General features: G+C 68.9%; 23 protein-coding genes and 1 pseudogene. 8 read left to right on the forward strand and 16 right to left on the reverse strand.

The genetic code is table 11. The features are described from left to right. Window positions 1–39: 39 nt before the first annotated feature. Genes ABH933_RS26080 through ABH933_RS26095 form a run of 4 tightly spaced genes read right to left on the reverse strand, consistent with a single transcriptional unit; the run spans window position 40 to window position 5,952 of the window. The gene (locus ABH933_RS26080; RefSeq protein ID WP_429426219.1) at window positions 40–2,901 is read right to left on the reverse strand and encodes a hypothetical protein; all 2,862 of its coding nucleotides are present in this window, start codon (window positions 2,899–2,901) and stop codon (window positions 40–42) included. After that, a complete protein-coding gene (locus ABH933_RS26085; RefSeq protein WP_429426217.1) occupies window positions 2,898–3,743 on the reverse strand; it encodes a carbohydrate ABC transporter permease in 846 nt (281 codons plus the stop codon). The genes ABH933_RS26080 and ABH933_RS26085 overlap by 4 nt, the downstream gene beginning before the upstream one ends. After that, window positions 3,740–4,648: a carbohydrate ABC transporter permease gene (locus ABH933_RS26090; protein WP_429426215.1), complete on the reverse strand. Its 909-nt coding sequence runs from the start codon at window positions 4,646–4,648 to the stop codon at window positions 3,740–3,742. The genes ABH933_RS26085 and ABH933_RS26090 overlap by 4 nt, the downstream gene beginning before the upstream one ends. Further along, window positions 4,645–5,952, reverse strand: a complete 1,308-nt coding sequence (locus ABH933_RS26095; RefSeq protein WP_429426213.1) for an ABC transporter substrate-binding protein — start codon at window positions 5,950–5,952, stop codon at window positions 4,645–4,647. The genes ABH933_RS26090 and ABH933_RS26095 overlap by 4 nt, the downstream gene beginning before the upstream one ends. Window positions 5,953–6,158: 206 nt before the next feature. Here ABH933_RS26095 and kduI point away from each other — a divergent pair, with 206 nt between their 5' ends. The 4 genes from kduI to ABH933_RS26115 all read left to right on the forward strand — a co-directional run bounded on the left by kduI (window position 6,159) and on the right by ABH933_RS26115 (window position 10,159). Beyond that, window positions 6,159–6,977 carry a 5-dehydro-4-deoxy-D-glucuronate isomerase gene (kduI, locus tag ABH933_RS26100; RefSeq protein ID WP_429426211.1) on the forward strand — a complete coding sequence of 273 codons (819 nt, stop codon included), beginning with the start codon at window positions 6,159–6,161 and terminating at the stop codon, window positions 6,975–6,977. Window positions 6,978–7,058: 81 nt separating this feature from the next. Continuing rightward, window positions 7,059–7,817 carry an SDR family oxidoreductase gene (locus tag ABH933_RS26105; protein WP_429426209.1) on the forward strand — a complete coding sequence of 253 codons (759 nt, stop codon included), beginning with the start codon at window positions 7,059–7,061 and terminating at the stop codon, window positions 7,815–7,817. Then, window positions 7,802–8,743 (forward strand): IclR family transcriptional regulator, encoded by a 942-nt coding sequence (locus ABH933_RS26110; protein WP_429426207.1) that lies wholly within the window; start codon window positions 7,802–7,804, stop codon window positions 8,741–8,743. The genes ABH933_RS26105 and ABH933_RS26110 overlap by 16 nt, the downstream gene beginning before the upstream one ends. A gap of 48 nt (window positions 8,744–8,791) precedes the next feature. Further along, window positions 8,792–10,159, forward strand: a complete 1,368-nt coding sequence (locus ABH933_RS26115) for a COG4705 family protein (protein WP_429426205.1) — start codon at window positions 8,792–8,794, stop codon at window positions 10,157–10,159. 568 nt (window positions 10,160–10,727) lie between these two features. Here the strand turns inward: ABH933_RS26115 and ABH933_RS26120 are convergent. Beyond that, the gene (locus ABH933_RS26120) at window positions 10,728–11,393 is read right to left on the reverse strand and encodes an NAD(P)H-binding protein (protein ID WP_429426203.1); all 666 of its coding nucleotides are present in this window, start codon (window positions 11,391–11,393) and stop codon (window positions 10,728–10,730) included. A gap of 25 nt (window positions 11,394–11,418) precedes the next feature. After that, window positions 11,419–11,850, reverse strand: a complete 432-nt coding sequence (locus tag ABH933_RS26125) for a VOC family protein (protein ID WP_429426201.1) — start codon at window positions 11,848–11,850, stop codon at window positions 11,419–11,421. 76 nt (window positions 11,851–11,926) lie between these two features. Here ABH933_RS26125 and ABH933_RS26130 point away from each other — a divergent pair, with 76 nt between their 5' ends. Continuing rightward, window positions 11,927–12,604 (forward strand): GntR family transcriptional regulator, encoded by a 678-nt coding sequence (locus tag ABH933_RS26130; protein WP_429426200.1) that lies wholly within the window; start codon window positions 11,927–11,929, stop codon window positions 12,602–12,604. A gap of 16 nt (window positions 12,605–12,620) precedes the next feature. Here the strand turns inward: ABH933_RS26130 and ABH933_RS26135 are convergent, their stop codons facing one another. The 10 genes and pseudogenes from ABH933_RS26135 to ABH933_RS26180 all read right to left on the reverse strand — a co-directional run bounded on the left by ABH933_RS26135 (window position 12,621) and on the right by ABH933_RS26180 (window position 23,124). Further along, complete coding sequence (locus ABH933_RS26135; protein WP_429455137.1) at window positions 12,621–13,451, reverse strand: ATP-binding cassette domain-containing protein; 831 nt, start codon at window positions 13,449–13,451, stop codon at window positions 12,621–12,623. Between the two features lie 30 nt (window positions 13,452–13,481). Then, a pseudogene (locus tag ABH933_RS26140) lies at window positions 13,482–14,276 on the reverse strand (ABC transporter ATP-binding protein); the annotation flags it as partial. Between the two features lie 8 nt (window positions 14,277–14,284). Beyond that, a complete protein-coding gene (locus tag ABH933_RS26145) occupies window positions 14,285–15,253 on the reverse strand; it encodes an ABC transporter permease (RefSeq protein WP_429426198.1) in 969 nt (322 codons plus the stop codon). Then, window positions 15,250–16,206, reverse strand: a complete 957-nt coding sequence (locus ABH933_RS26150; protein WP_429426196.1) for an ABC transporter permease — start codon at window positions 16,204–16,206, stop codon at window positions 15,250–15,252. The genes ABH933_RS26145 and ABH933_RS26150 overlap by 4 nt, the downstream gene beginning before the upstream one ends. A gap of 6 nt (window positions 16,207–16,212) precedes the next feature. Next, the gene (locus tag ABH933_RS26155) at window positions 16,213–17,844 is read right to left on the reverse strand and encodes an ABC transporter substrate-binding protein (RefSeq protein WP_429426194.1); all 1,632 of its coding nucleotides are present in this window, start codon (window positions 17,842–17,844) and stop codon (window positions 16,213–16,215) included. A gap of 6 nt (window positions 17,845–17,850) precedes the next feature. Further along, window positions 17,851–19,527 carry an ABC transporter substrate-binding protein gene (locus tag ABH933_RS26160; RefSeq protein ID WP_429426192.1) on the reverse strand — a complete coding sequence of 559 codons (1,677 nt, stop codon included), beginning with the start codon at window positions 19,525–19,527 and terminating at the stop codon, window positions 17,851–17,853. Beyond that, window positions 19,511–19,906 carry a DUF742 domain-containing protein gene (locus ABH933_RS26165; protein WP_429426190.1) on the reverse strand — a complete coding sequence of 132 codons (396 nt, stop codon included), beginning with the start codon at window positions 19,904–19,906 and terminating at the stop codon, window positions 19,511–19,513. The genes ABH933_RS26160 and ABH933_RS26165 overlap by 17 nt, the downstream gene beginning before the upstream one ends. Continuing rightward, the gene (locus ABH933_RS26170; protein ID WP_429426188.1) at window positions 19,903–22,011 is read right to left on the reverse strand and encodes a sensor histidine kinase; all 2,109 of its coding nucleotides are present in this window, start codon (window positions 22,009–22,011) and stop codon (window positions 19,903–19,905) included. Before ABH933_RS26170 ends, ABH933_RS26165 begins: the two co-directional genes overlap by 4 nt. 192 nt (window positions 22,012–22,203) lie before the next feature. Beyond that, on the reverse strand, window positions 22,204–22,593 hold the full coding sequence (rplL, locus tag ABH933_RS26175) for a 50S ribosomal protein L7/L12 (protein ID WP_215921343.1): 390 nt from the start codon (window positions 22,591–22,593) through the stop codon (window positions 22,204–22,206). Window positions 22,594–22,671: 78 nt separating this feature from the next. Then, complete coding sequence (locus ABH933_RS26180) at window positions 22,672–23,124, reverse strand: MarR family winged helix-turn-helix transcriptional regulator (RefSeq protein WP_215921341.1); 453 nt, start codon at window positions 23,122–23,124, stop codon at window positions 22,672–22,674. 183 nt (window positions 23,125–23,307) lie between these two features. Between ABH933_RS26180 and ABH933_RS26185 the strand changes: the two genes are divergently transcribed. The 3 genes from ABH933_RS26185 to ABH933_RS26195 all read left to right on the forward strand — a co-directional run bounded on the left by ABH933_RS26185 (window position 23,308) and on the right by ABH933_RS26195 (window position 25,055). Continuing rightward, window positions 23,308–23,685, forward strand: coding sequence for a DUF5313 family protein (locus ABH933_RS26185; RefSeq protein WP_429426185.1), 378 nt, complete (start codon window positions 23,308–23,310; stop codon window positions 23,683–23,685). Window positions 23,686–23,739: 54 nt separating this feature from the next. Then, a complete protein-coding gene (locus tag ABH933_RS26190; protein ID WP_215921338.1) occupies window positions 23,740–24,048 on the forward strand; it encodes a hypothetical protein in 309 nt (102 codons plus the stop codon). Between the two features lie 128 nt (window positions 24,049–24,176). Continuing rightward, window positions 24,177–25,055, forward strand: a complete 879-nt coding sequence (locus ABH933_RS26195; protein WP_429426183.1) for an SGNH/GDSL hydrolase family protein — start codon at window positions 24,177–24,179, stop codon at window positions 25,053–25,055. Window positions 25,056–25,107: the final 52 nt, after the last annotated feature.

Consider the following 25,107-nt stretch of genomic DNA (forward strand, 5'->3'; position numbering starts at 1 on the left):
CGCGGCCTCCCGCGCACCGGCCGGGCCTGCCCGCGGTGTTCATCGCCGGGGCCGTCGGACGGGGAGAACCGCGCTGGCGGGTTCGATGCGCCGCCCCTCGGCCAGGTCCAGCACGAGGCGATGGCCGTCCCACACGGCCTCGAGCCGATCGTCCCCGAACCCGACGTGCACGGCGGGGTTGTCCAGGTGCGGCGGGTCCGCGACGAAATCCGTTGCGGCCGAGCCATTCACCGTGAAGGCCCCCGGCCAGTGCAGCGCCAGCTCCCGGCCGTCCCCGGCTCGCCAGCGGACGAACCCGTCGCCGAACTCCGGATCGCCCAGGGCGGCAACGTAATCGGCGAAGCATCCGGACACGGCCGCCCGCCCCACCGTGGCGACGTAGCCGAGGCCGTCACCGCGCGGCAGCCAGCTCTGGTAGGCCTCGTCGCCGGTGGTGTGCGGCCGGAAACCACCAGCCGCCGCGACCGCCACGTAACCGGCGCCGAGGCGGCCGGCCAGCCAGGGGCCGTGCACGGTCCACTCGTCCAGGTGCGGGGTGGGGAACCACAGGTGGGTCGAGCCGAACGGGTCGTCGCCCGGAATGCGATGCAGCGCCAGCACGGTATCGCGGTGCTGGTGCGCTCGCGGCAGAATGCGTTGTCCCGCCCAGGCATTGGGGCGCGCCGAGGAGGAGGTGCTCGCGGCCGCCGGATGGGTGGCGAACACCTGCACCTCCGGCCCGAGCGTGGCGCCCCAGATATGTTCCTGCAGGCCGGGCAGCCCGGAGCGATAGTCCTGCACGCTGGACAGCATCGCGTCGGGGGTCCGCCAGACCCGCAGGTCCGAGCCGTAGGGCCGGGAGAGCAGGTCGTGGTACTGCCGATAGTCGCCGCGGTACACCTGGCGGCCGTCCCACTCCTGCGGCTGCGCGGTGGCGATGGCCCGGATCAGTTCGGGCAGGTGATAGCGCCGGGCGGTGGCCAGCGCCGTGGCGGGCAGGACCGCCGCGTTCAGCGCCCCCGCGCCCCACAGCGTCCACATGATCGGCGCGGTCTCCTCGAATCGCGACGAGCGCAGCGTGGGCACATACGAACGTCCGTGCGCCGCACCGTGAATCCCGTGCCAGGAATTGCACGCCAGGGTGAGCAGCGCCTTGTCCAGCAGGGCCTCCGCCAACCGGCGCAGTCGGTCGTCGGCGGCGAACTCGACCCACGAGACCAGCGCCAGCGAGTCGATCGCGAGGTAGGCATTGGAGTCGAACTCGCTGAATCCGCCGGACATCTTGCGGCGCATCCACTCCACGGCCAGCTGCCGGCCGTGCTCGGCGTGGTCGCTTCCCATTCGGCCGGTATTGGTGAACATCTCGTCGGGAAACAGCTCGCCCGCCAGGGTTTCGGCGGTGTGCCAGACGAACTGGTGATTTTCGGTGAAGTAGCACATGGCGTCCAGGCCGGGCTGGTCGATCCAGTACTTGAACCCGAGTAGCGAGCGGCGCACCCGGTCGCGCTGGTCCGGGGTCCAGGCCTCCTCGTCGAGGCGCTTCCACAGGTGGATCAGGCCGACGGCCTCGAAATCGGCACAGTCGGAGCGGGAATCGATCATCCACAGCGGCGGGGCGAGATCGTCATCGGACAGTTTGGTATGCGGGTCCAGGACATGCCGGGCCAGTGCTCTGGCCACTCCGGGGACTCCGGCCGCGACATGCCGCACCAGCTCCGCGCGCCACCGCTGGGGATCGCCCTCGGGTCCGGCGCGGTAGCTCTCCGGGACCCGGGCCGCACGCAGCTGCCGCGTCACCGGCGCGGCCGGATCCGGGATGCGTACGGTCAGTGTCGTTTCGCCGGTCGAGAGCATGGAGGCGGTCGCGTCGGCCGCGGTGGTCGCGGACGCCGGATCGTCGAGATCGGCTGCGGTGCTATCGGATACCGCGCTGTTGTCGAATCCCGGCGCCGCCACGCCGATCGTCCTGGCATACGAATCGACTGCCGCGCTGAAGCTTTGATCGGGAGCCGTGCCGTCGAGACCGGGCGTTGCCTGCTCGACGAGCGACGCCGCTCGGTCGTCGAGCGCCACGATCGCGGACCCGTCGGTGAGCACCACCTCCCGCACGGCGCCGTCGGCCGTGGCCACCTCGTACCGCGCGCCGACCGGCCCGGTCAGGCGGACGGTGCCGTCGATGCTCGCCCACGGGCCGGTGCCGACCGCCTCGAGCAGGGATTCCGCTGCGGCCGAACGATATTCGTCGGCCTCGGGAGAGGGGATGACAACCCGGACCGGCAGGCCCTGCACCCGCAGGCTCGCCACGTGACGGCATTCCCGGAAGGCAACCTGCCAGGTGACCAGATGGATCGCTGTCGTGCCCGAACGCAGCCGGACCCGCACCCGATCGCGATGCGGCTCCATGTAGGTGAAATCCTCACTCTGCCAGAGCAGTTCACCGTCAACGAACAGCGCCGCCGGTCCGGTATAGCCGACCTCGAGGATGCGGTACTCGGCCTGATCGACCTCGAGCACGGTAGCGGCGATCGCCTGACGGTACTGCGGGGTGAAACAGAACTCGCTCCAGTCCAGCAGTCCGTCGGCGCCGACGTGGCGGCGCTCCCACCGCGATGTGCGACGGGCACGCTCCACGTACCACGAAAAGTCCTCGCCCTCCCGGATTTCCGGCAGCTGCTGGCCCAGGTCGAGCGGGCGAATCTGATAGAGGCGGCCCTTGAGTGGGCCGACATCGGGGCCGTTGGTCAGCACCCACCGGCCGTGCTCACCCCACGGGCTACCGTCGGCCTCGAGCACCATGTCCAGATCCTCACAGGGCGTCGACCAGGCCGGTGCGGTGAGCCAGTCGCGGATGTAGCCGCGCGCATCGAGGGTGTGCACGGTGCGCTCGCCGATGGGGTTGTGCGGCAGCAAGGGGCTGTTCACTTGACGGCTCCTTGCACCAGCCCGGAAATGATCTGTCTCTGCAGAATAAGGAAGATCACGATCACCGGCACGATGGACACCACCGATACCGCGAGAATCTGGTTGAACGGTATCGCCTGCTGCCCGGCGAAGCGCGCGATCGCCACCGGCAGCGTCTGTTTCGATTCGTCCTGGGCCACGATCAGCGGCCACAGGAAGTCGTTCCAGCGCCAGATGACCGAGAAGATCGCCAGCACGGCCAGCGCCGGGCGGCACAGCGGCAGCACGATGCGCCAGAAGATCACGAATTCCCCGGCGCCGTCGATCCGGGCGGCCTCGAGCGTCTCGTCCGGCAGCGACAGCATGTACTGCCGCAGCAGGAACACCCCCGTGGGGGTGGCCGCGGGCGGAATGATCAGGCCCAGTGGCGAATTGGCCATCCCGAGCGACGAGACCACCTGGTAGACCGGCAGCAGGATCACCTGCAGCGGAATCATGATGGTGGACAGCGTGATCAGAAACAGCAGGTTCCGGCCCCGGAAGTTGTACTTGGCCAGGGCATACGCCGCCATCGAGTTGATCAGCAGCGTCAGGGCCGTCGCCGCGGCCGTGACGATCACGCTGTTGAGCAGGTAGCGCGGAAAGTCGAAGGCCGCCAACCCGGTCCGGTAGTTGTCGAAATCCAGGTGGTGCGGGTACAGCGTGGGTGGTTGCGCGGCGAGTTCGGCCGGTGTCTTCAACGAGGACAGCCCGGCCCAGATCAGCGGGGCCACCACGACGATCGCACCCACGATCAGCACGGTAGCGCGCACGACCGTGGCCGTCGAGGGCGGGCGCCCGCCGGTGGAGGTCCAGGTGTTCACACCGCCTCCCGGCGCCGGCCGACGACGTAGTTCAGGAAGGTGACGGCGAAGACGACCAGGAACAGGATCACCGCCGCCGCGCTGGCCACGCCGTAACTGATCGGCGAGGTGAACCCGTTGGTGTAGATGTACTGCACCAGGAGCGTCGTCGCACCGACCGGCCCGCCGCCGGTAAGCGTGAAGATGAAGTCGAACGCCTGGAATCCGGCTATCGTCGCCAGCGTGATCACCACCGTCGTGGTGGGCCGCAACAGCGGTAAGGTGATGTGCCACACCGTATTCCATACCCCCGCGCCGTCGATGGTGGCGGCCTCGTAGATCTGCGCGTCGATCGCCTGCAGGCCGGACAGCGTGATCATGGTGTAGAACCCCAGATGAATCCAGACCCCGACCAGGATCACCGAGATCAGCGCCAGGCGCGGAGTCACGAGCCAGGCGGGATGTCCCAGGCCCACCGCGCCGATCACCTCGTTGACCAGCCCGGTCCGGCGGTCCAGCGCGGCGTTCCAGATCAGGCCGACGACCACCGGCGACACGACGAAGGGCAGGAAGTACGCCGCACTGAGCGCGCCCCGGCCCCGGCGCTGGCGGTTGAGCATGAGCGCCAGCGCGGTCGAGGCCACTGCGCTCACCACCACGAATCCGGCGACGAATTCCGCGGTCTGCCGTGCCACCGCCCAGAATTCGTTGCTGCTGAGGATCCTTCGGTAGTTGCCGGTTCCGACCGGGTGAAAGGTCAGCCCGTTGTTGCTGTCGTAGAGGCTGAGATTGAATCCGTTCAGCGCCGGCCAGATCGTGAACAGGCCGAAGATCGCCATGTTCGGCAGCACGAACAGGTACGGAACGAGGCTGCGCCGGAAGCGAATCCGGCGCCTCGGTCTCCGGGTGAGCGGCCGATCGCTCATTTGCTCGCCTTGATGATCTGCGTGACCTGATCGCGCAGATTGCGCACGCAGTCCGGCACCCCCTCCTGGCCCGCGACGGCCTTGTCGAACTCCTTGACCAGGGCGTTGGCCGCGCCGGTGTAGGCGGGGCTGGCGACCGCGGTGAAATCGGGCGCGGGGGTCGAATTGATTTGGGAGATGAAGATATTCATGTCCGCGGCATGCGAGGGATAGGGGATGCCCGAGGCGACCAGATCCTTGCGGGTGGGCAGCCAGTACGAATCGATATCGGTCTGGCGCTGGTTCTCCGTGCGGTTCATCCACTGCACGAACGCCGCGCCGAGGGTCGGCTCCTTGCTGTGCGAGAAGGCGACCATCATCTTCATTCCCGGGAAGCCGCCGCATTCGGTCGCGCACGGATCCGGAACCGCCCGCCAGGAGAACGGCGCGGACTTGGTGAACGCGCCGACCTGCCAGGGCCCGGACAGGTACACCGGCGCCTGCTGGGCCAGGAAGGGGTCGTTGCCGCCCTTGTAGTTGGTCCCCGCGCCGAGCCAGAAGTCCTTGGAGATCTTGTCGCTTTGCAGCAGACCGTTGAACATGCCCAGGGCCTGTTCGGTTTTCGCCTGGTTCAGGCCCACCTGACCGTCCGGTCCGATGAGATTGGTGCCGTATTCGCTCAGGACCGTGCTGAGCCGGTTGCCCGAGACGTCCATGGTGAGCGCGTTGGGCATGTGGTTGGCCTGCGCCACCTTGGTGGCGTCGTCGACGAACTGCTGCCACGTCCACTTGGCGGACGCATCGGGCAGGGGCACACCGGCCTTGGCGAAGGCGTCGGCGTTGACGAAGGGGCCGTTGATGGTCTGATCGCTGGGCACCGCGTACATGTGACCGGCCGCGTCCTCCGCGGTGCCCACCGCGCCCGCGGTGAACTCATTGGGATACGACTTGCCGAAATAGTTGGTGAAATCCAGTAATTCGCCCGCGTAAGGATGCCAGTCCTGGACCCGTGCCACCTCCGGCTCGGTGTGCGAGGCGATGCGCGCCTGCAGCGCGGTGTTCAGCTGGGCGAACGGCACCGTCTGCAGATCCACGGTGGCACCGGTGGCCTGCTCGAAGCGGGTGATGGCGGCCTTGGTGGCGTCGAGGTCGGGCCCGTCGGTGAAGTACAGGTAGGTCATGTGTTTGCCCTTGAAGGAGCTGAAATCCACCGTGACCGGCCCGGTCGGGGTGCTGCTGGACTGCTGGACGCCCGGTGCGCAGGCGGTGGCCACAGCCAGCGCCACCCCCGCGACCATCGAGCCGACTGCTGCGCTGATTCGCATTCGAATCACTCCTGCTCGTGCGCTCGGTCACATCTTGCCGCTGTCTTGCCTCGTACGGCATACTCCACCGGCATCCTGTGTGAAGGAAAGCGTTTTCCGTCCAGCGGGAAAAGCTGCCGGTCGAGGATGTGAATCGAGGTGACGGTGCCGTCGCGTCGATGCCGGGAACAGATCGGTATGCCCACTCCGATTGATAGGCAACAGATATGACAGACGTTCGATACGCCACGAGTCCGGACGAGATGGCGACGCTGTCGCCGGAAGAGCTGCGCGGGCGCTTCCTCGTCACCGACCTGTTCGCCGCGGGAGAGCTGCGTTTCGCGTTCTCGCAACAGGATCGCTTGCTGATCGGCGGCGCCGTGCCTGCCGGCGGCACCCTCGAGCTGACCGCCCCGGACGAGGTGCGCGCCGAAAACCTGTGCGATCGCCGCGAACTCGGCATCGTCTGCCTCGAGGGGCAGGGTTCGGTGCGGGCGGACGGCACCGAGCATGCGGTGCGGGCCGAGGACATCGTCTACGTCGGGCAGGGCACGAAAGCCGTGGCGGTATCCGGCGATGCGGTGTTCTATATCGTCTCGGCCCCGGCGCACAGGTCCTATCCCACCACGCTGATACCCCGCTCCGAGGCCGAAACGGTGAGCATCGGCGAGGCGGACAAGGCCAGCGCGCGCACCCTGCGGAAATACGTGCACGACAAGGGCGTTCAGTCCTGCGAGCTGGCGCTGGGCATCACGACGCTGGAGCCGGGCAGCGTCTGGAACACGATGCCGTGTCACACCCACGACCGGCGGACCGAGATCTACCTGTACTTCGGCCTCGACGCGGGCGAGCGGGTGGTGCACCTGTGCGGGCAGCCCGCGCGCACCCGCAGCATGATTGTCGCCGACCGGCAGGCGGTGATCAGCCCGCCATGGTCGATCCACACCGGCGCCGGCACCGCCCCATACCGCTTTGTATGGTCCACGGCAGGAGAGAATCTCGCCTACACCGATATGGATATGGTTGCCACCGAGGCCCTCTCATGAGTTTCACGACGCGGTCGATGCGAATGTCACCTTCGGCTGGGGCGTCGAGTGGCTCGCGAACGCTGTCGGGGAGGGGGAGACGTGAGTGAGTTGTTCCGGCTGGACGGTCTGCGGGCGCTGGTGACCGGTGCCCGGACCGGCATCGGGCGGGCGGCGGCGTTGGCGCTGGCCGATGCGGGTGCCGACGTTGTGCTCTGGGGGCGTGAAGAGGCAGGGCTCGAACCCGTCGCCGCGGAGGTCCGCGCGTTGGGGCGGGAGGCCGATACCGTCGGAGTGGACCTCGCCGATCTCGCGGCGGTGGAGGCCACCGCGACCGAACTCGCCGCCGTCCACCGCATCGACCTGCTGATCAACAACGCCGGAATCATCGGACGCGGTCCCGCGCAGGGTATTTCGCTGGCCGAGTGGCAGCGGGTGCTCGCGGTGGATCTGGACGCGGCATTCCTGCTCGCGCGGTGCCTCGGGGCGCCGATGCTCGAACGCGGCGCGGGGCGGATCGTGAACATCGCCTCGCTGCTGTCGTTCCAGGGCGGCATCAACGTCGCCTCCTACACCGCGGGCAAGCATGCGATCGCGGGCCTGACCAAGGCGCTGGCCACCGAGTGGGCCGGGCGCGGGGTCGGGGTCAACGCGATTGCGCCGGGCTACATCGCGACCGCGAATACCCTTCCGCTGCACGAGGATCCGATTCGGAACCGGGCGATCGTGGACCGCATTCCGGCGGGCCGCTGGGGCGAGCCGGACGACCTGGCCGGGGCCGTGGTGTTCCTGTGCTCCCCGGCGGCGGCCTATGTGCACGGACATGTGCTGGTGGTGGACGGAGGGTGGCTGGCGCGGTGAACGAGGCGGCGAAATCCCCGGCGCCGAGCGCGGTGGCCAAGGTGGTCATGGTGCTCGAGGCGCTGCTGAGCTGCCACGGGGTGAGCGAGCGACTGATAGGCACAGCCGAGCCCTGGCTCGCGCCGGAGCGAAGCGGAGGCGTGAGGGAGCGCAGCGAGCGACCGATATACACAGCCGAGCTCTCGCTCGCGTCGGAGCGAAGCGGAGGCGTGAGCGGAGGCGTGAGCGAGATCAGCCGCAGCACCGGGCTTCCCACCTCGACCGTGCACCGGATCCTGCGGGAGCTGTCCGGATTGGGCTGGGTACGAGTCGATTCCGAGCATCGCTATCTGCCGGGCGTGCGGCTGTTGTCGCTGGCGGGGCAGACCGCGGGCGTCACCCACATCGTGCGCCCGATCCTGCAGGGGCTGTGCTCGTCCACCGGGCATACGGTGCACTTCGCCCTGCTGTCCGGCGAAGAGGCCGTGTACGTCGACAAGCTCGAGGGCGATCGCGCCTACGCCATGCGCTCGCGCGTCGGGTTGTCGATTCCGTTGCACTGCACCGCGATCGGCAAGGCCATCCTGGCCTGTCTACCCCGCGCGGAGCTGCGCGAGCTGCTGACGCGGATGCCGTTGCCCGCCATGACCGCCCGCACGATCACCGACCCCGATCTGCTGATCGCCCACTTGGACAACGTGGCTCGCCGTGGATACTCGGTCGACGACGAGGAGAACGAGGAGCACACCCGCTGCCTGGGCGTCGCGGTCCTGGATCCGCACGGCCGCCCGATCGGAGGCATCAGCGTTTCGGCGCTGACCTTCGACCTCGACCGGGTCAAGGTCCGGGCCTGTGCGCCGCTGCTGATCGCCGCGGCGCGGGAGGCCTCGCAGGCCCTGGGACCGCCGGGGGTGGCCCCGCGTCCACCGGACGGGCGCCCCGGCTGACCTCGTTCTCAGCGTGCTCACAGCCCGCGGATACTATCGTCACGCGCTGTGACGGACACGACGAAATCGCAGGTACGCACGACCCGGCACATGCTGAGCAAGGTGCCCGAGGTCACGGTGTGGTTCTGGATCATCAAGATCCTGTGCACCACGGTGGGCGAGAGCTTCGCCGACTGGATCAACAACTCGCTCGGTGTCGGGCTGGTGCCGACGGCGCTGATCTTCACGGTCGTGCTCGCCGCGGTGCTGGGCTGGCAACTGCGGCTGGATCGGTATGTGCCGTTGGCCTATTGGCTCAGCGTCGTGGTCCTCAGCGTCACCGGCACGCTGTACACCGACATCCTCACCGATCAGCTGAATGTTCCGCTCGCGCTGAGCACGTCGGTGTTCGCGGTGGTGCTCGCGGTCGTCTTCGGGATCTGGTTCGCCCGGGAGCGGACGCTCTCGATCCACAGCATCGTCACGCTGCCGCGCGAGCTGTTCTACTGGCTGGCGGTGCTGGTCACCTTCGCCCTCGGTACCGCCGTGGGCGACTGGACGCTCGCCGCGACCGGCTGGGGCCCGGGCACCTCGGTGCTGCTGCCCGCCGGACTGATCGTCGCCATCGTCCTCGGGTGGCGCTTGGGTGCCAACGCGGTGCTCTCGTTCTGGCTCGCCTACATCCTGACCCGGCCGCTGGGCGCGAACCTCGGCGACTGGCTGGCCTCGCCCACCGCCGACCACGGCCTCGGCCTGGGTACCGCGCTCACCAGTGTGATCTTCCTGGTGGCGATCCTGGCGACGGTCGGGTATCTCACCCGCACGCGTGGGGATGTGATCGCCGATCGGCCCACGCCCGTGCCCGCGAATCCCGGTCAGGAGCGAGCTGGCGAGCGACCCATGGGCACAGTGCGCACCGCGCCCGACGGAGCGAAGCGGAGGAGGGAGCGAGCTGGCGAGCGACCCATGGGCACAGTGCGCACCGCGCCCGACGGAGCGAAGCGGAGGAGGGAGCGAATCATGCTGGGGTACTACGCGATTGTCGCGATCCTCGTCGCAGTCCTGCTGGGCTGGGCGGCGGGACAACCGCATGCCACCCCGTCCACCGACGAGGAAGCCGCCCCGGCATCCGCCCCACAGACCCCGGGGCAGGCGATCGCGCACTTCCCGCCCGCCGAGGTCGCGAACTTCCGGACCATCACCCGGGACACGCTGGTCCTGGTGCAGAGCGGGAAGCAGACCGAGGCGAAGGCCCGCATCAAGGACCTGGAAACGGCCTGGGACAAGGACCAGGACGCTCTCCAGTCGCTCGATCAGTCCGGCTGGACCGTCGTGGACGGCCGGATCGACAGCGTCCTGAAGGCGATTCGTTCCAGCCATCCCGACTCGGCGACCGAGACCGGGGCGCTCGACGCGCTGCTCGGCACGCTGGGGTAAGGTCGCGAATTGCCCTGTTGTGCAGGCTATTCCGGCGGACCCGGTAGCGGCCAGGCCAGGGCGTCCAGCGCTATCAGCCGGGCCGGCAGGGTACGGAGGGGGACCGGGAGCCCGCAAGGCGCCACCGTCGCCGGACTCCCGGAACACCGCCGCGAGCTCGAAGCCGGCCTCCCGGGCGTACCGGCACAGGTGCCGTTCGCACTGCTCGATGAGCGGCACGGCCTGATGCGCGCGCCGCCGGCCGGTCGAATGTGGTATCGACAGGCCGCCGTCCGCGGCGACGTGGGTACCGGCCAGCGCGGCCAGCATGCCGCCGACGTTGGCCGTCACCGTCTCCCGAAGGTCTTGTGCCGGCACGACTCCGTGCTGCGCGTAGGAGTCCTCCTGGCCGGTGATCGATCGGATGATGTGGGCGGCGACGGCGGGTAGATCGGCGTCGAGTTCCAGGGCCAGCGCGGTGAGCACCGTCGTGGAATCGGCCGACATTTCGGGCAGAGGCGACCAGAGCATCAATTCACGGTAGGGCGCGAATCACGGGTTCGGGTCACCCATTCGGTGACGCGGACGATCAGCCCAGGGCCGCAACCGCCGCCGGGATGGGGGTGTTGCCGGAAATGAGCTCGAAGGTCTGCCCGATTGTTGCGGGTGCGTCGAGCACCGCGAGGAGCGCGGCCGCGACATCGGCGCGGGGGATCGCGCCGCGACCGGTCGACTCGGCGATGCGGACCGAGCCGTTGCCGGGATCGTCGGTGAGCACGCCCGGGCGCACGATCGTCCAGTCCAGGTCGGGGCGGGCGCGCACCGCATCGTCCGCGGCGGCCTTGGCGCGCAGGTACGCGGCGAAGACCGGGTCCTGACCGGTCTGTTCGGGGGACGGCGGATTGGCCGCACCCATGGCGGAGATCATCACGTAGCGGCGCACCCCCGCGGCCCGGGCCGCATCGGCGAGCAGAATTGCCGCGTCGCGGTCGACGGTCTCCTTGCGAGCCGCGCCGCTGCCCGGTCCGGCGCCCGCCGCGAACACCACCGCGTCGGCGCCCCGCAGCTGCTCCGCGACCGCCTCGGCGGACGCCGACTCCAGGTCGATCACCAGCGCTTGCGCGCCGACGGCCGTCAGATCCTCCGCCTGGGCGGGATTGCGGATGAGCCCGGCCGCGGAATCACCCCGTGCGGCCAGGAGGTGTTCCAGGATGAGCGCGATCTTGCCGTGCCCGCCCGCGATGACAACACGCATGAAATGTCTCCTTCGGTGGTAGCGATCAGGATGCGAAAACCTGGGAATCGTCCGCGAAAGCCTTGAACTCCAGCGCATTTCCCGCCGGATCGAGCAGGAACATGGTCCACTGCTCCCCGGCCTGCCCCTCGAACCGCACATAGGGCTCGATCACGAATCGCACACCCGCGCCGCGCATCCGGGCGGCGAGATCGTGAAACTCCGGGATTGTCAGGATGAGCCCGAAATGGGGCACCGGGACGTCGTGCCCGTCGACCGGATTCTCGATCCGCTCCAGCCGGGCGGGCGCGAGGTGGGTGACGAACTGATGGCCGTGCAGATTCCAGTCCACCCACGTCTGCGCGCTGCGCCCCTGTGTCAATCCGAGCACCTCACCGTAGAAGTGGCGCGCGGCATCCAGGTCGTCGACCGGCATGGCCAGGTGGAAACGGGGGATCGGGGAGTCGAGAACGGTCATTGTCGTGCCTTCCTTGCTGTGCTCCATCCGAGATGTCCTAATGTTAACATTAGGACAAGATGAGGGAAGGAGCGGCATGAGCCCGGGAACAGCGGAGTCGCGGGGCGCGGTTGCTCCGGCGCGTCGCCGGGGCCTGGCCGACGAGGTGGTCGATCGACTCCGGGACGCGATCTTCGACGGCGGGTATGCACCCGGCGCGCAGCTGCGGGAGGTCGATCTGTCGGCCGCTCTGGGCGTGAGCCGCGGTCCGGTCCGAGAGGCGCTGCTGCGCTTGGAACACGAGGGCCTGGTCCGCAGCGAATGGCACCGCGGCGCCACCGTGACCGCCCTGACCCCTGTGGACATCGCTGAACTGCACAGCCTGCGTGGCGCCCTGGAACAGCTTGCGGTGCACCAGGTCTGCGCGAACGCCGCCGACGATGATCTCGCGGCGGTCGTGTGCGCGGCCGAGCGCATGGCGGGGGTGACCGACGAGCACACCATGGTCCGCCGCGATATCGCTTTTCACGACGCGGTCTACGCGGCGGCCCGGCACGGGCGCCTGGCCCAGGCGTGGCAGGCGATCCGATCCCAGGTTCATCTGTTCCTGCTCACCCGGATCGGGGGCGGCCAGGACGCCTACCTCGCGCACATGCCCGCGGAGCATCGCGAGCTCGCCGAGGCCCTGTGCGCGCGGGATGCCGCGGTGGCGGCCGAACTCTTCGCCGTGCACCGCCGCCACGCCTTCGACGTACTCACCGGCGGGGCAGGGTGATTCGGCTCCGGGTGGTTCAAGCGCCGGTGAGGATGCCAGCGCCCGGAATGGAGTCCAGGAGCTGGCGAGTGTAGGAATCGGCAGGCGTGCTGAGGATTTTCCCGGCCGGTCCCTGTTCGACCACGCGGCCGCCGCGCATCACCACGACGTCGTGGGCCAGGGCGCGCACGACGGACAGGTCGTGGGAGATGAACAGGTAGCTGACGCCGAGGCGGTCCTGCAGATCGGACAGCAGTGTCAGGATCTGCTTCTGGACCAGGACATCCAGGGCGGAGACGGCCTCGTCGCAGACCACGAGGCGGGGATTCACGGCCAGGGCGCGGGCGATGGCCACGCGCTGGCGCTGACCGCCGGACAGTTCGTTCGGGTAGCGCTGCGCCAGTGTGGCCGCGAGGCCGACCTGATCGAGGAGCTCGTTCACCCGTCCGCGGCGCGCTGTCCGGTCGCCCGCGCCGAAGGCGCGCAACGGTTCCGCGATCAGGCGCTCGACGGTCCACATGGGGTCCAGCGACGAGTACGGGTCCTGGAATACCGGCTGCATGGCGCGTCGCGCCGCCCGCAACTGCGCCCCGCGCAGCCCGCCCGTCTCGGCGCCATCGAGGCGGACAGTGCCGGACGTCGCGGCTACCAGGCCCAGCACGATTCGCGCCGTCGTGGTCTTCCCCGAACCCGATTCCCCGACGATCGCGGTGGTGCGGCCGCGGGCGATCGTGAACGAGACGTCGTCGACCGCACGCAGCAGCCCGCCGCGGCCCCGGATCCGGTACTCCTTGCTGAGATGCGAGACCTCCAGGATCGGAAGTTCCGCGGTGGGTTCGGCTTCGGTGGCATCGGTCTCGGAAACCACTGGTGTGGAATGCGATTCGGGAGCCTTGGCCTGCGACGCGACGAGTGCCGGAGCGGCGGACACCAGACGGCGCGTGTACTCCTGTTGCGGATCGGTCAGCACCTCGCGCGCCGGACCGGACTCGACGATCCTGCCCTCGGACATGACCACCACCCGGTCCGCCCGCTCGGCCGCCAGCCCGAGGTCGTGGGTCACCAGCAGCAGTGCGGTATCCAGTTCCCCGGTGAGCCTTTCCAGATGATCGAGGATCTGCCGCTGCACGGTCACATCCAGTGCGGAGGTGGGCTCGTCGGCGATGAGCAGCCCGGGCCGGCAGGCCAGGCCGATCGCGAGCAGCACGCGCTGGCGCATGCCGCCGGACAACTCGTGGGGATACTGCCGCGCGCGCCGCTCGGGTTCGGGCAGACCGGCCTCACCGAGCAGTTCGATCGCCCGCCGGTCCGCGGCCCGGCCCCCGTACATGCGGTGCGCCACCAGGGTTTCCGATACCTGGCGGCCCACCCGCGACACCGGGTTCAGGTTGGACATCGGGTCCTGCGGCACCAACCCGATCTCCCGGCCGCGCAGGCGGCGCAGCCGCTTCTCGTCGGCCCGCGCGAGATCCTCACCGCGCCACCGGATGCTGCCGCCGGTCACCCGCGCCGCACCGGGCAGCAGTCCGATGATCGCATGCGCGAGAGTCGATTTCCCGGCCCCGGACGCGCCGACCACCGCGACCCGCTCGCCCGGAGCAACAGTGAGCTCCGCGACATCCACCGTCGTCGCGCCGCCGTAGGACACCCGAAGATCGCGGATCTCCAGCAGCGGCTCGGACTTGTCGCTCATCGTGCCCCTCAGCGGCTCGTCTTCGGGTCGATCGCATCGCGCAGCGCATCGCCGAAGAGGTTGAATCCCAAGCAGATCAGTAGCAGCGCGACGCCAGGGAACACGCCCGGCCACGGCGTGCGCATCAGGTACTGCTGTGCATCGGACAGCATGATGCCCAGGCTGGGCGCGGGCGGTTTGATGCCCAGTCCCAGGAACGACAGCAGCGCCTCGCCCAGCACCGCCGTCGGCATGATCACGGTGGCCTGCACGATGATCGGCCCGAGCGCGTTGGACAGGATGTGTTCCCCGAGGATGCGCAGCGGACCGACGTGCATGGTGCGGGCGGCGAGGACGAAATCGGTTTCCCGCAGCCGCAATGTTTCCGCGCGCACGACCCGCATCATCAACGGCACCTGCGCGATGCCCAGCGCGATCGCGGCCTGGGTCAGGCCCGCGCCGTAGATCACGGTCAGCCCCACCGCGATCATCACGAACGGAAAGGCCAGCAGCACATCGACCAGCCGCGACAGCACCGCGTCCAGCCACCGCCAGTAGCCGGCCAGCAGACCCAGCGGAACGCCGATGACCACCGCGCACAGCACCGACAGCGCGCCCACCTCGAGCGAGGCCCGGGTGCCGTAGAGCAGGCGCGAGAGGATGTCGCGCCCCAGATCGTCGGTGCCCAGGGCATATCCGACGGTGCCCGGCTTCTGGAAGGGGATCGTGAAGTGCACGTCGGCGGGCGGGTAGGGCGCGAGCAGCGGCGCGAAAACACCGGCGACGATGACGATCAGCAGCAGTGCCGCACCGACCATACCCAGCGGATTTCCGCGCACATGGCGCAGCGCGCTACCTCGCCCGCCGGATGAAATGGGCACTGCAACAGTGACTTCGGTGACAGTCTCGCTGCCCCCCTGCGCGTCGGAAACCTCCTCGGCCGCCGTGCCGGACGTGCCCCCCGCGTCCTCGCGCTGTGCGTTCGGTGCAGTGCTCATTGCGCCCTCCCGGACACGCGCACCCGCGGATCGATCATCGTGTAGAGCACGTCGACCAGCAGATTTATCAGGATGTAGGACGCGGCGATCACCAGCACGACCGCCTGGATCACCGGATAGTCGCGGCTGAACACCGAATCCAGGGTCAGCTTCCCCAGGCCTGGCAGGCTGAAGATGCGCTCGGTGACCACCACGCCCGCGATGAGGAAACCGAGCTGCATGCCGACGACGGTGGTCACCACGATCAGGCTGTTGCGCAGGCCGTACCGGACGATCACGGCGCCGCGACCGAGCCCCTTCGCCCGCGCGGTGCGCACGAAGTCCGTGGTCAGCGTCTCCACCATGGCCGAGCGCGTCTGCCGCTGGATCACCGCCGCGTGCGTGACGCCCAGGATCACCGCGGGCAGGGTCAGGAAGTAGACCCCGCGCAGCGGATGCGCGAGCGGGGATACGTACCCCGAGGCGGGGAACAGATGCAGTCTCACCGAGAGGTACAGCACCGCAAGGATTCCCAGCCAGAACGTCGGCACCGACAATCCGACCAGCGAGAAGCTGCCCGCGAGCCACTCCGGCCAGCGGCCCCGGTACACCGCGGCGACCACGCCCCCGGCGATTCCGATCAGCACCGCGACGAGCAGCGCGTACACCGCCAGCTGCAGCGTGACCGGCAGGGTCGTGCCGATCATGTCGCGCACCGGGATTCCCGTGCGGATGGACCGGCCGAGGTCACCGGTGAGCGCGTGTCCGACGAAGTCGAGGTACTGCACCGGCAACGACTTGTCCAGGCCCAGCTGAGCCCGCACCGCGGCGATCGCCGCCGGATCCGCCTGCTCCCCGGCCATGACGGTGGCGGGGTCGCCGGGCAGCGCGCGCACCGCGAGGAAGACCACGATCGAGACCAGCACGAGGGTCAGTGCGGACTGCCAGAGACGATGAAATACATACCGCAGCAATGGTGTTCAGCTCTTCCCATCCGAGACGAACGCGGCCTTGCCGAGCCGGACGGTGCCGTCGGCGTACACCTCGATGCCGGTGACGCGGACCGAGTGCACGGTCAGATTCCGCAGACGATACGTGTAGATGTAGGGGTTTTCGCGCGCGACGAGGCGAACGGCCTGCTCGTACAGCGCCCCGCGGCGCGCCACGCTCGTGGTGTGCGCGGCCCAGGCCAGCACGTCGTCGAGATCCGGCGAGCTGAATCCGCTGTAGTTGCCGGTCGATCCGGTCATCAGGAACCGGGAGATGTTGCCGTCCGGGTCGAGCCGGCCCGACCAGCCCAGCAGCAGCGTCTCGTAGGTGCCGCGCTTCTGCGCGTCCAGCAGCGCCGAGTACGAGGTGGGCACGATCCGCAGATCGAAGCCGCCCTGGGCGAGGCTGGCCCGTAACGCCTGGGCGTACTGCAACTGATCCTGAACGTTCATCACCTGCATGGTGATCGGATAGGGGATCTGCACACCGGCCTGGGCCAGGAGGAGTTTCGATCGTTCCGGATCGAACAGCGGGCACGCCGTCGCCGCCTGGGTCGCGTAGGAGGTGCGCGGCGCGATCGGCGTGCAGGCCGGCTCGTACCAGCCCTTGAAAACCTTGTCCACCAGCGCCTGCCGATCGACACTCAGCGACAGTGCAAGGCGGACACGGGCATCGCGGGCCAGCGGGGTATTGATCTGCTCGACGGGCGTTCCGGCGCCGTGCACATCGCCGATATTGATGTAGAACCCCTGGAAACCGAACGAACCCGACCGCAGCAGGTGCAGCGACGGGTCCGCCGCCAGCGCGTCGACGTCCTGCGGCGACATGGTGTCGGCGACCTGGATGGTGCCCGATCGCAGTGCGGCCGCGCGCTCGCCGGCCTGGGTCATGATGCGGTAGACGATCCGGTCCAGGTGCACGTTCTTCGCGTCGTAGTACAGCGGATCGTGCGCGACCGTGATCGACGAGCCCGCCGCCCGGTCGACGAACGCGAACGGGCCGACGCACACGGGATGATCGCCGAAGTCCTTGCCCTCCTTGGCGAGTGCGGTCGGCGACATGATCATCCCGGCCCGGTCGGCGAGGGCCGCGGTGATCGGCGCGAACGGCGTGCCGAACCGGATAACCACCTGGGAGCCGCCGTCAGCGGTGATGCCGGTGATCGGGCCCATCTCCCCGGTGCGCTGCGACCCCGCCATCGTGAGGTGCCGCTCCAGGCTGGTCACGACCGCGGCCGCGTCGAACGGCGTGCCGTCCGCGAAGCGGATGCCCGTGCGCACCGGGATGGTGACCGTCAGTCCGTCGGGGGAGAAGCGCGGCAGGTCCGTCGCCAGCTGCGGCACCAGATTGCCCGAAGAGTCGTTGTCGTAGAGCTTTTCGCAGATCGTGCTCATGACATAGCGGGTGTAGAGCGAGCTGGAGGTGGTCGGGTCGAGCCGGTCCGGATCGTTGGACAGGCCCATCACCAACTCGCCGCCCTGGCGCACGGTCTGCGAGCTCACCGGCGTGCCGTAGTCGTCGATGTGCACGACGGGCGCGGCCACGGGCGGCACGGGTGCGCAGGATGCCAGGGCACAGGCGATCAGTCCCAGCACGAACGTCCGGAAGAGTCTGTCACGCATGGGCACTCAGGCCCTCCGGTTCGTGCGGAAGGCGGCCCGGCCCAGCCGCACGACGCCGTCCGGGAACACCTGGATGCCCGTCACCTGCCTGGACTGCACCGTCAGCAGGCGCTCGCGGTAGGTGTAGACGTACGGGTTGTCCTGCTGCAACGCTTGCACCGCCTGCCCGTAGAGGTCGGCGCGGGTGGCGGTGTCGGTGCTCTGCGAGGCCCGCGCCAGCAGATCGTCGACCGCGGGGGAGCTGTAACCCGTGTAGTTGGAACTCGCCCCGGTCCGGTTGAACAGCGTGATGTTCGCGTCCGGGTCGATCCGTCCGGACCAGCCGATCAGCAGAGCCTGGAAGGTGCCGCGCTTCTGCACGTTCAGCAGGGTGGAGTATTCGGTCGGCTCGATGGCCAGCTGGAAGCCGCCCGCGGCGACATTGGCCTGCAACGCCTGCGCGTAGCGGAGCTGGTCCTGAGTGTCCGTCACCTGCAGGGTGATCCGGTACGGGATCTTCACTCCGGCGGCGGCGAGCAATTGCCGCGAGCGCTGGGGATCATAGGTGGGGCAGGCGATTCCGGCGAGCGTGGCGAACGCGGTCTGCGGCACGATCGGTGAGCACGCGGGCTCGAACCAGTTGTCGAATACCGTATTCACCAGGGTGTTTCGATCGATGCTCAGCGACAGTGCCTCGCGCACACGAGGATCCTTCGCGAGCGGGGTGTCGATCTGTTCGGTGGGCTTGCCGACGCCGTGCACGTTGGCGATATTGACGTACAGTCCCCGGAAGTTCAGCCCGCGCGTCTGCAGCAGGTGCAGCGACGGATCCTTGGCCAGCGCATCGACGTCCTGCGGCGAGATCGTGTCGGCGACCTGGATGTCGCCCGAACGCAGGTTGGCCGCGCGAATATTGGCGTCGGGCATGATCCGGTAGGTGATGGTGTCCAGGTGCACGTCCTGGGCGTCGTAGTACAGCGGGTCCCGTGCGACGACGATCTCGGTTTGCGGCACCCGCTTGACGAACTTGAACGCCCCCACGCACACCGGATGATCCGCGAAGTGCGTGCCCTCCTTGTCCAGGGCGGCCGGTGACATGATCATCCCGGCCCGGTCGGCCAGGGCGGCGGCGAACGGCGAGAACGGCTCGGTGAAGTGCACGACAACCGTTGCCGCGCCGTCGGTATCGATCGATGCGATGGGCCCCATCTCGCTCTTGCGCTGCGAGGTCTTCAGGGTCAGGTGCCGCAGCAGGCTGGTCCGGACCGCGTCGGCGTCGAACGGCGTGCCGTCGGCGAAGCGGGTGCCGGTGCGCACCGGAATGGTGACGGTCAGCCCGTCGGGTGAGAAGCTGGGCAGCGCGGTTGCCAACTGCGGCACCAGATTTCCCGCGGCGTCGTTGTCGTAGAGCTTCTCGCAGATCGAGTTCATGACGTAGCGGGTGTAGAGCGAGCTGGAGGTGGTCGGGTCGAGCCGGTCGGGCTCGTTCGACAGCCCCATCACCAGGTCGCCACCGGCGCGCACCGACTGCGCGCCCACCTGGGCGCCGAAATCGTCCGCGTGCGTTGCGGTTCGCGCCGGATACTGCAGCGGCGCGCAGGCGGCCAAGGCCACCGCGACGACGCCGAGGCACAGCATCCGCCGCCACGGTCGTCGGGGGCCGGCCGGGCCGTCGGAGGTCTTCGCGTCACAGTGCGCGGACAAGATCCCTGATCCTCTCGATCGCGGAAATGGACAGGTCGGGGGATTTGTGTACGGTGACGAAGCCGGCGGCGGCGAGGTCGCTCACGATCACCTTGGCGACACCGACCGGAACACGCAGCGCGGCACCGATTTCCGCGATGGAACATCGGCGCTGGCACAGCCGCACGACGGCGAGCTGTTCGAGCTGCAACGGGGCGGACAGCGCCGAGCGGGGCGCGTGCACCAGCGTCTCGATGCGCAGCCCGTCGATGACAGGCGTGGTACGCCCCCCGGTGACGACGAAGGCGCGCAGGAATTCCTCCTCGCCCTCGTCGTCGTGCTCGTCCGGGGAGTCGTGCGGCGGCGTCGAGTGGGGTAGCGGGGGATCGAGGTCTCTCATCTCGGATTCCCCTGAGCGACAGGCTCGCTCGCCGGGCCGGACGAGGATTCCGCGGTGGCGCCGTTGGACACCCAATCGGTGGCCGAATACGGCACCAGCCCGTCGTTGGCGACCTTGGCCTGCACGAGGGCGGGCTGCTGACCGTTTCCGGCGGCGAGCAGATTCTGGGGCAACCTCAGCCGCGCGACGACGCCGCCGTCCGGCGAGGAGGTCAGCTCCACCTCGATGCCGAGCCGCCGGGCGAGCCGGCCGACCACGTAGTGCCCGAGGTAGCGGGTCGGCGCGACGATGAAGTCCTGTTCGCCGCGCAGCTTCGCATTCGCCTGGGCCAGTTGTGCTTCGGGCATGCCGACGCCGTGATCGACCACGGCCAGGACGTATCCGTGCGCCACCAGGCGGCCGTAGACCTCGACGTCCATGTCGGGCGGGGAGAAGGCGATCCCGTTCTCGATCAGCTCGGCGAGTATGTGCGCGAGCTCGCTGGCCACCGCACCGCTGACGAGTACGTCGTCGACCCGGCGCAGCACCACCCGCCGGTAGTCGTCCACCTCCGACATGCCCGCGCGGATGACGGTGGTCAGCGGCAGCGGATTCGACAACCGGCGCGGGCTGCCCTCACCGACGAGGATGAGCAGGCTCTCGGCGTTGCGGCGCATACGGGTCGCCAGATGGTCGAGCTGGAACAGGTTGGAGAGGCCCTTCGGGTCGAGTTCCTGGCGCTCGAGCTGGCTGAGCAGCCCGAGCTGGCGGCGCACCAGGTTCTGATTGCGCCGGGCCAGGTTGGACATCGACTCGGTGGTGTTGCGCCGCAGCAGCGCCTGCTGCGAGGCGAGTTCGAAGGCGGTGCTCTGGACGCGGTCCAATGCGCCCGCGACGGCGGCGATCTCGGTGCTGGTCCCGTCCGGGATGCGGACCGGTCCCGGTGCGTCGGGCTGGTGGTCCTCCTCGGCCCGCGACCAGGCGTCGATGGCCTCGGGCAGGCGTCGCGACGCCACGTCGTCGGCCTCGCCGGCCAGCTTCGCCAGCGGCCGGACGATCGCACGCTGGGACAGCACCACCAGCACGACCATGGCGACGATCGCGAGCAGTGCGGCGACCAGGAACGCCGTCAGCTTGGTCAGGGCCGAGGCACGCAGCTCGTCGGCGCGGGCCTGCACCTCGCCGCCCACCGACTGCTGCACGGCACGCTGTTCGTCGATGACCTTGCTGATGCGCATCCACCAGGTCGCCGGGTCCACCGGGCGGACCAGGAGCCCGTCGCCCGATGCGAGGGCGACGCTCTCGGCCTGCTCCACCGCAGCCTCGTCCCCGCCCTGCATCACCGCGTCCAGATCGCCCTGCAAGGCGGGTGTCGAGTAGCTCGAGAATGCTTGCAGTGCAGCCTGTTTGGTGGCACGGATCTCCGTGAACTGGCCGTACTCGCCGCCGGAGAAGCGGCCGACGGTGAAGACGCCGTTGAGGAATCCGCGCTCGGCGTCGAACTGCGACTTGGCCGCGCCCAGCGAGTAGAACGCCTGCAGTCCGCGCTGGATCTGCTGGTCCCGGGCCAGGTCCAGGCCGAGGGTCGGGCGATCGAGCGCATCGACCGCGTCGGTGTAGAACTGGGACGCGACCGGCCTGCTCATCCGGTGCGTGTCGATTTGGGTCCGAGTGTCCGCGAGCTGATTCAGGCGGCCGAGCGCGGCACGCACCTGGTCGGCGCCGGGCACATTCGAGTCCGTGGCCGCGTGGACGGCGGCGAGCGTCGCATCGACGGCGTGGCGCTGGGTGAGCAACTGCTGCTTCAGCTGATCGTCACCGCCGAGCAGGCCGTTGCTGAGGCCGGATTCCCGCTGCACCTGGTCGGTCAGGTCCTGCACGTGCTGGGCGAGCGATACGGCCTGCCTGGTGTCCTCGGACTCGCGGAAGTTCGCGATCTCGTTGAGGGTGGTGATCGTCAGCAGGGCGATCGTGAGGATCAGGGCGACGGCCAGGATCCGGGTGAGCTGACCGCCGATCGTGCGCGGCCGCAGCACCATGCCCATCCTGCTCGGTGCGGCGGGGCCCGATCCGGACTGCGGATCCGTATCGTGCCCGGGCGTATCCCGTCGTAGAGGTAGGCGCAACTGCTACTCCTTGCGAAACCCGTGACCGTTCGATGTGGAGTCCACGAGAGCCCGTGAGGAAAATCTCACATGTGCCGCCGGGCCGCAACTCGAGAGCCGGTTTATATCAACGGGTTCGGGGGTACATTCGTTGCCCGCCTCGATGCTCGCCGGTTGCCGGGCGAGTTTGTACGCGCGGATTCGGCCGGTGCGCTAGGCGCGCAGGGCGACCCTGGCTCCCGCGGCCTCGAGCCGGATCTTGGCGGCGTCGGCGGCATCGCGGTCCAGACGCTCCAGGATCGGGGTGGGCGCGGACTCGACGAGGTCCTTCGCCTCCTTCAGGCCCAGTCCGGTGACGACCTCCCGGACCGCCTTGATCACCTGAATCTTCTTGTCCCCGAAGGATTCCAGGATCACATCGAACTCGGTCGGTTCCTCCGGTGCGTCCAAGGGGACAGCGGTCTGGGGCCCTTGCACGAGGGCGACGGGAGCTGCGGCGGTGACGCCAAATTCCTTCTCGAACGCGCTCACGAACTCCGAAAGTTCCAGCAGTGTCATACCTTTGAAAACATCGAGCAATTCGTCGATGGTCATTTTCGCCATGATGTACCCCTTGAAACGCCCCGGGCGATACATCCATGATAGGTAGCCGGAACGGCTGCAGGGAAGGCGTTTTCGAGATCAGCGCGCGGCGGCGCGCCGGGCGGCGGTGTTCACCCGGCCCAGCACGGTGTGCAGCTGCTCGAGATCCTCGAGGGTGACCCCGAGTCGTTCGACGACCGCCGGAGGAATCTGCTCGGCCCGCGCGCGCAGGGCCCGGCCGGCGGCGGTGAGATCGATGACGAGCGCGCGCTCGTTGCGCGCGTCGCGGCGGCGGGTGATGTAGCCGGCGGATTCGAGCCGCTTGAGCAGTGGCGACAGGGTCGGCGAATCGAGCTGCACCAGTTCGCCGATGTCCTTGACCGAGAGCGGCGCCTCGGCCCACAGCGCCAGCATCACCAGATACTGCGGGTGGGTCAGGCCCATCGGCTCGAGCAGCGGACGATAGACACTCAGCACCGCACGGTTCGCCAGCGCCAGCGCGAAGCAGACCTGCCGGTCCAGGCGCAGCGGATCGTCGATGTCGGATGTCATGGGCCGCCTCTCCGGAGTCGTGCAGTGTGCGAACAGTTCGCGCGCTAATCGTAGGAGCGCGGTCAGTGTCGTGCAACCAAGCTCACAGTTCGCCAGCGACGTATCCACTGTATCCGATGCCCGAAAGCTGGCATTATTGTGTTAATAGTTAGTGCACGAACAACGGTGCTCGAAGGAGAGACGATGAGCGCGGAGACACCGAGCCCGCTGCAGCGGCTGCGCTATATCTACGGCGCGGCGCTGCCGTCGTCGATGAACCAGTGGGTGCTCGAGGATCTGACCGGGCGGGGTGCCGCCCGGCGCTACCTGTTGCGGATCCTGGTGCCGCTGCTGGTGGTGCTGAGCCTGTTCCTGCTGGTGCCGGGTCCATTGTGGATGGGTGCGGCGATGGCGGCGCTGATCTTCCTGCCGCTGGCGTTCTTCTCGATCGCGCTGACCTACGTCTACCGCCGCTATCGCCTGGCCCGGCAGGGCCTGGACCCGGCGCTGGCCGATGCGACCCGCCGCGATCGCGCCGCGTCCGTACGAGAGGCCTACGAGCGCAGTCACGGCCGTGGCTGAGAACCGCACTCGGTCCGCCCTCCTCGCGGGCGCCCGGGTGAGAGGATCGCAGTTATGGGTGAGCGAACGATCGATACGGACGGAGATCTGCGGTTCGTCTCGACTACCGAACAACTCGATGCGCTGCCGCTGATGTCGGTGATCATGGCCGCCAAACCCTCGCGCGCGGTCTACCAGAAATGGCTCGCCCAGCGTGGCGGCCCGCCGACCTGGGTGCGCACGATGAGTAGTGATCGCTACACCTCCGAGGAGCTCAGCGTGGGTCCCTTCCCGCTGTCGGCGCCGCGGCAGTTCCGGTTCGTCGTGCTGTACGACCCGGCGGTCGACGGCCACCCCAACGACTGGGAATGGGTGCGCGAATAACCGAGTGCCGCAGTGACGGTCGGCGCGAAGCCCCTGGAACGGTGGGCTGTACCGGCACCGTGACCGGTGTTAAGTTCCTCGCTGCCGGGTGAGCAGCCGTGCTCGCCCCGGCGGGTGCAGGAGGGGCAGTGCGTAGAGCGTCGATGCTGGTGATCGCGTGTGTGGCGATGGTGGCCGGATGGTCCGGAGGTCCGGCGGCGGCCGCGTCGCCGGTCGATGAATATGTCGCCCTGGGCGATTCGTGGGCCGCCGATGCGACGCTGAGCCAGGTGAGCGGCGAGTACGTCCCGCGCGGCTGCGTGCAGAGCGCCCACGACTATGCCAAACAGGTGGCGGCCGCGCTGCGGGTGGCGACCTTCCGGGACGCCACCTGTGGCGGCGCGGAAACCCGCGACATGACCGGCATACAGGACGCCCCGCTCGGTGGAGCAAACCCTCCGCAGTTCGATCGGCTGACTCCCGCAACCGATCTGGTGACGCTCGCGATCGGCGGCAACGACGCGGGATTGGCCGCCGCCGTACAGGACTGCCTGACACCAAATCCGGCGGTCTCACCGTGCCAGGCCCAGTGGGTACCCGGCGGGGTCGACCGGATGTCGGCCCGGATCGCCGCGGCAGCGCCCAGGGTGGGTGCGACGATCGCGGGCATCCGGGCGCGATCTCCGCACGCGCGGATCCTGCTGGTGGACTACCTCGAGGGCATCGGCGTCACCGGCGGCTGCTTTCCGGTCATTCCGATCTCGCCCGTCGATGCCGCCTGGCTCGGCCGCAAACTGATCGAGCTGGACGCGATGCTGGCCGGGGTCGCGGCCGACACGGGCGTGCAGTTCGTGAACACCTACCGCGACAGCGTCGGCCACGATGCCTGCCAGCTGCCGGGCGTCCGCTGGGTCGAGGGGCTGATCCCGTTCTCGGTCAGTCCGCTCGGGCCGGCGGTGCCTTTCCATCCCAATCAGCTCGGCGCCGACCAGCAGGCGCGCAGCGTGCTGGCCGCGCTGGGCCGATAGCGGACCCGGCCGCGCCGAGCCCGTGGCGGGCGGCACCGTCACGGACGGAATG

Source organism: Nocardia sp. GP40, from assembly GCF_050434125.1.
Classification (GTDB): Bacteria; Actinomycetota; Actinomycetes; order Mycobacteriales; family Mycobacteriaceae; genus Nocardia; species Nocardia albiluteola.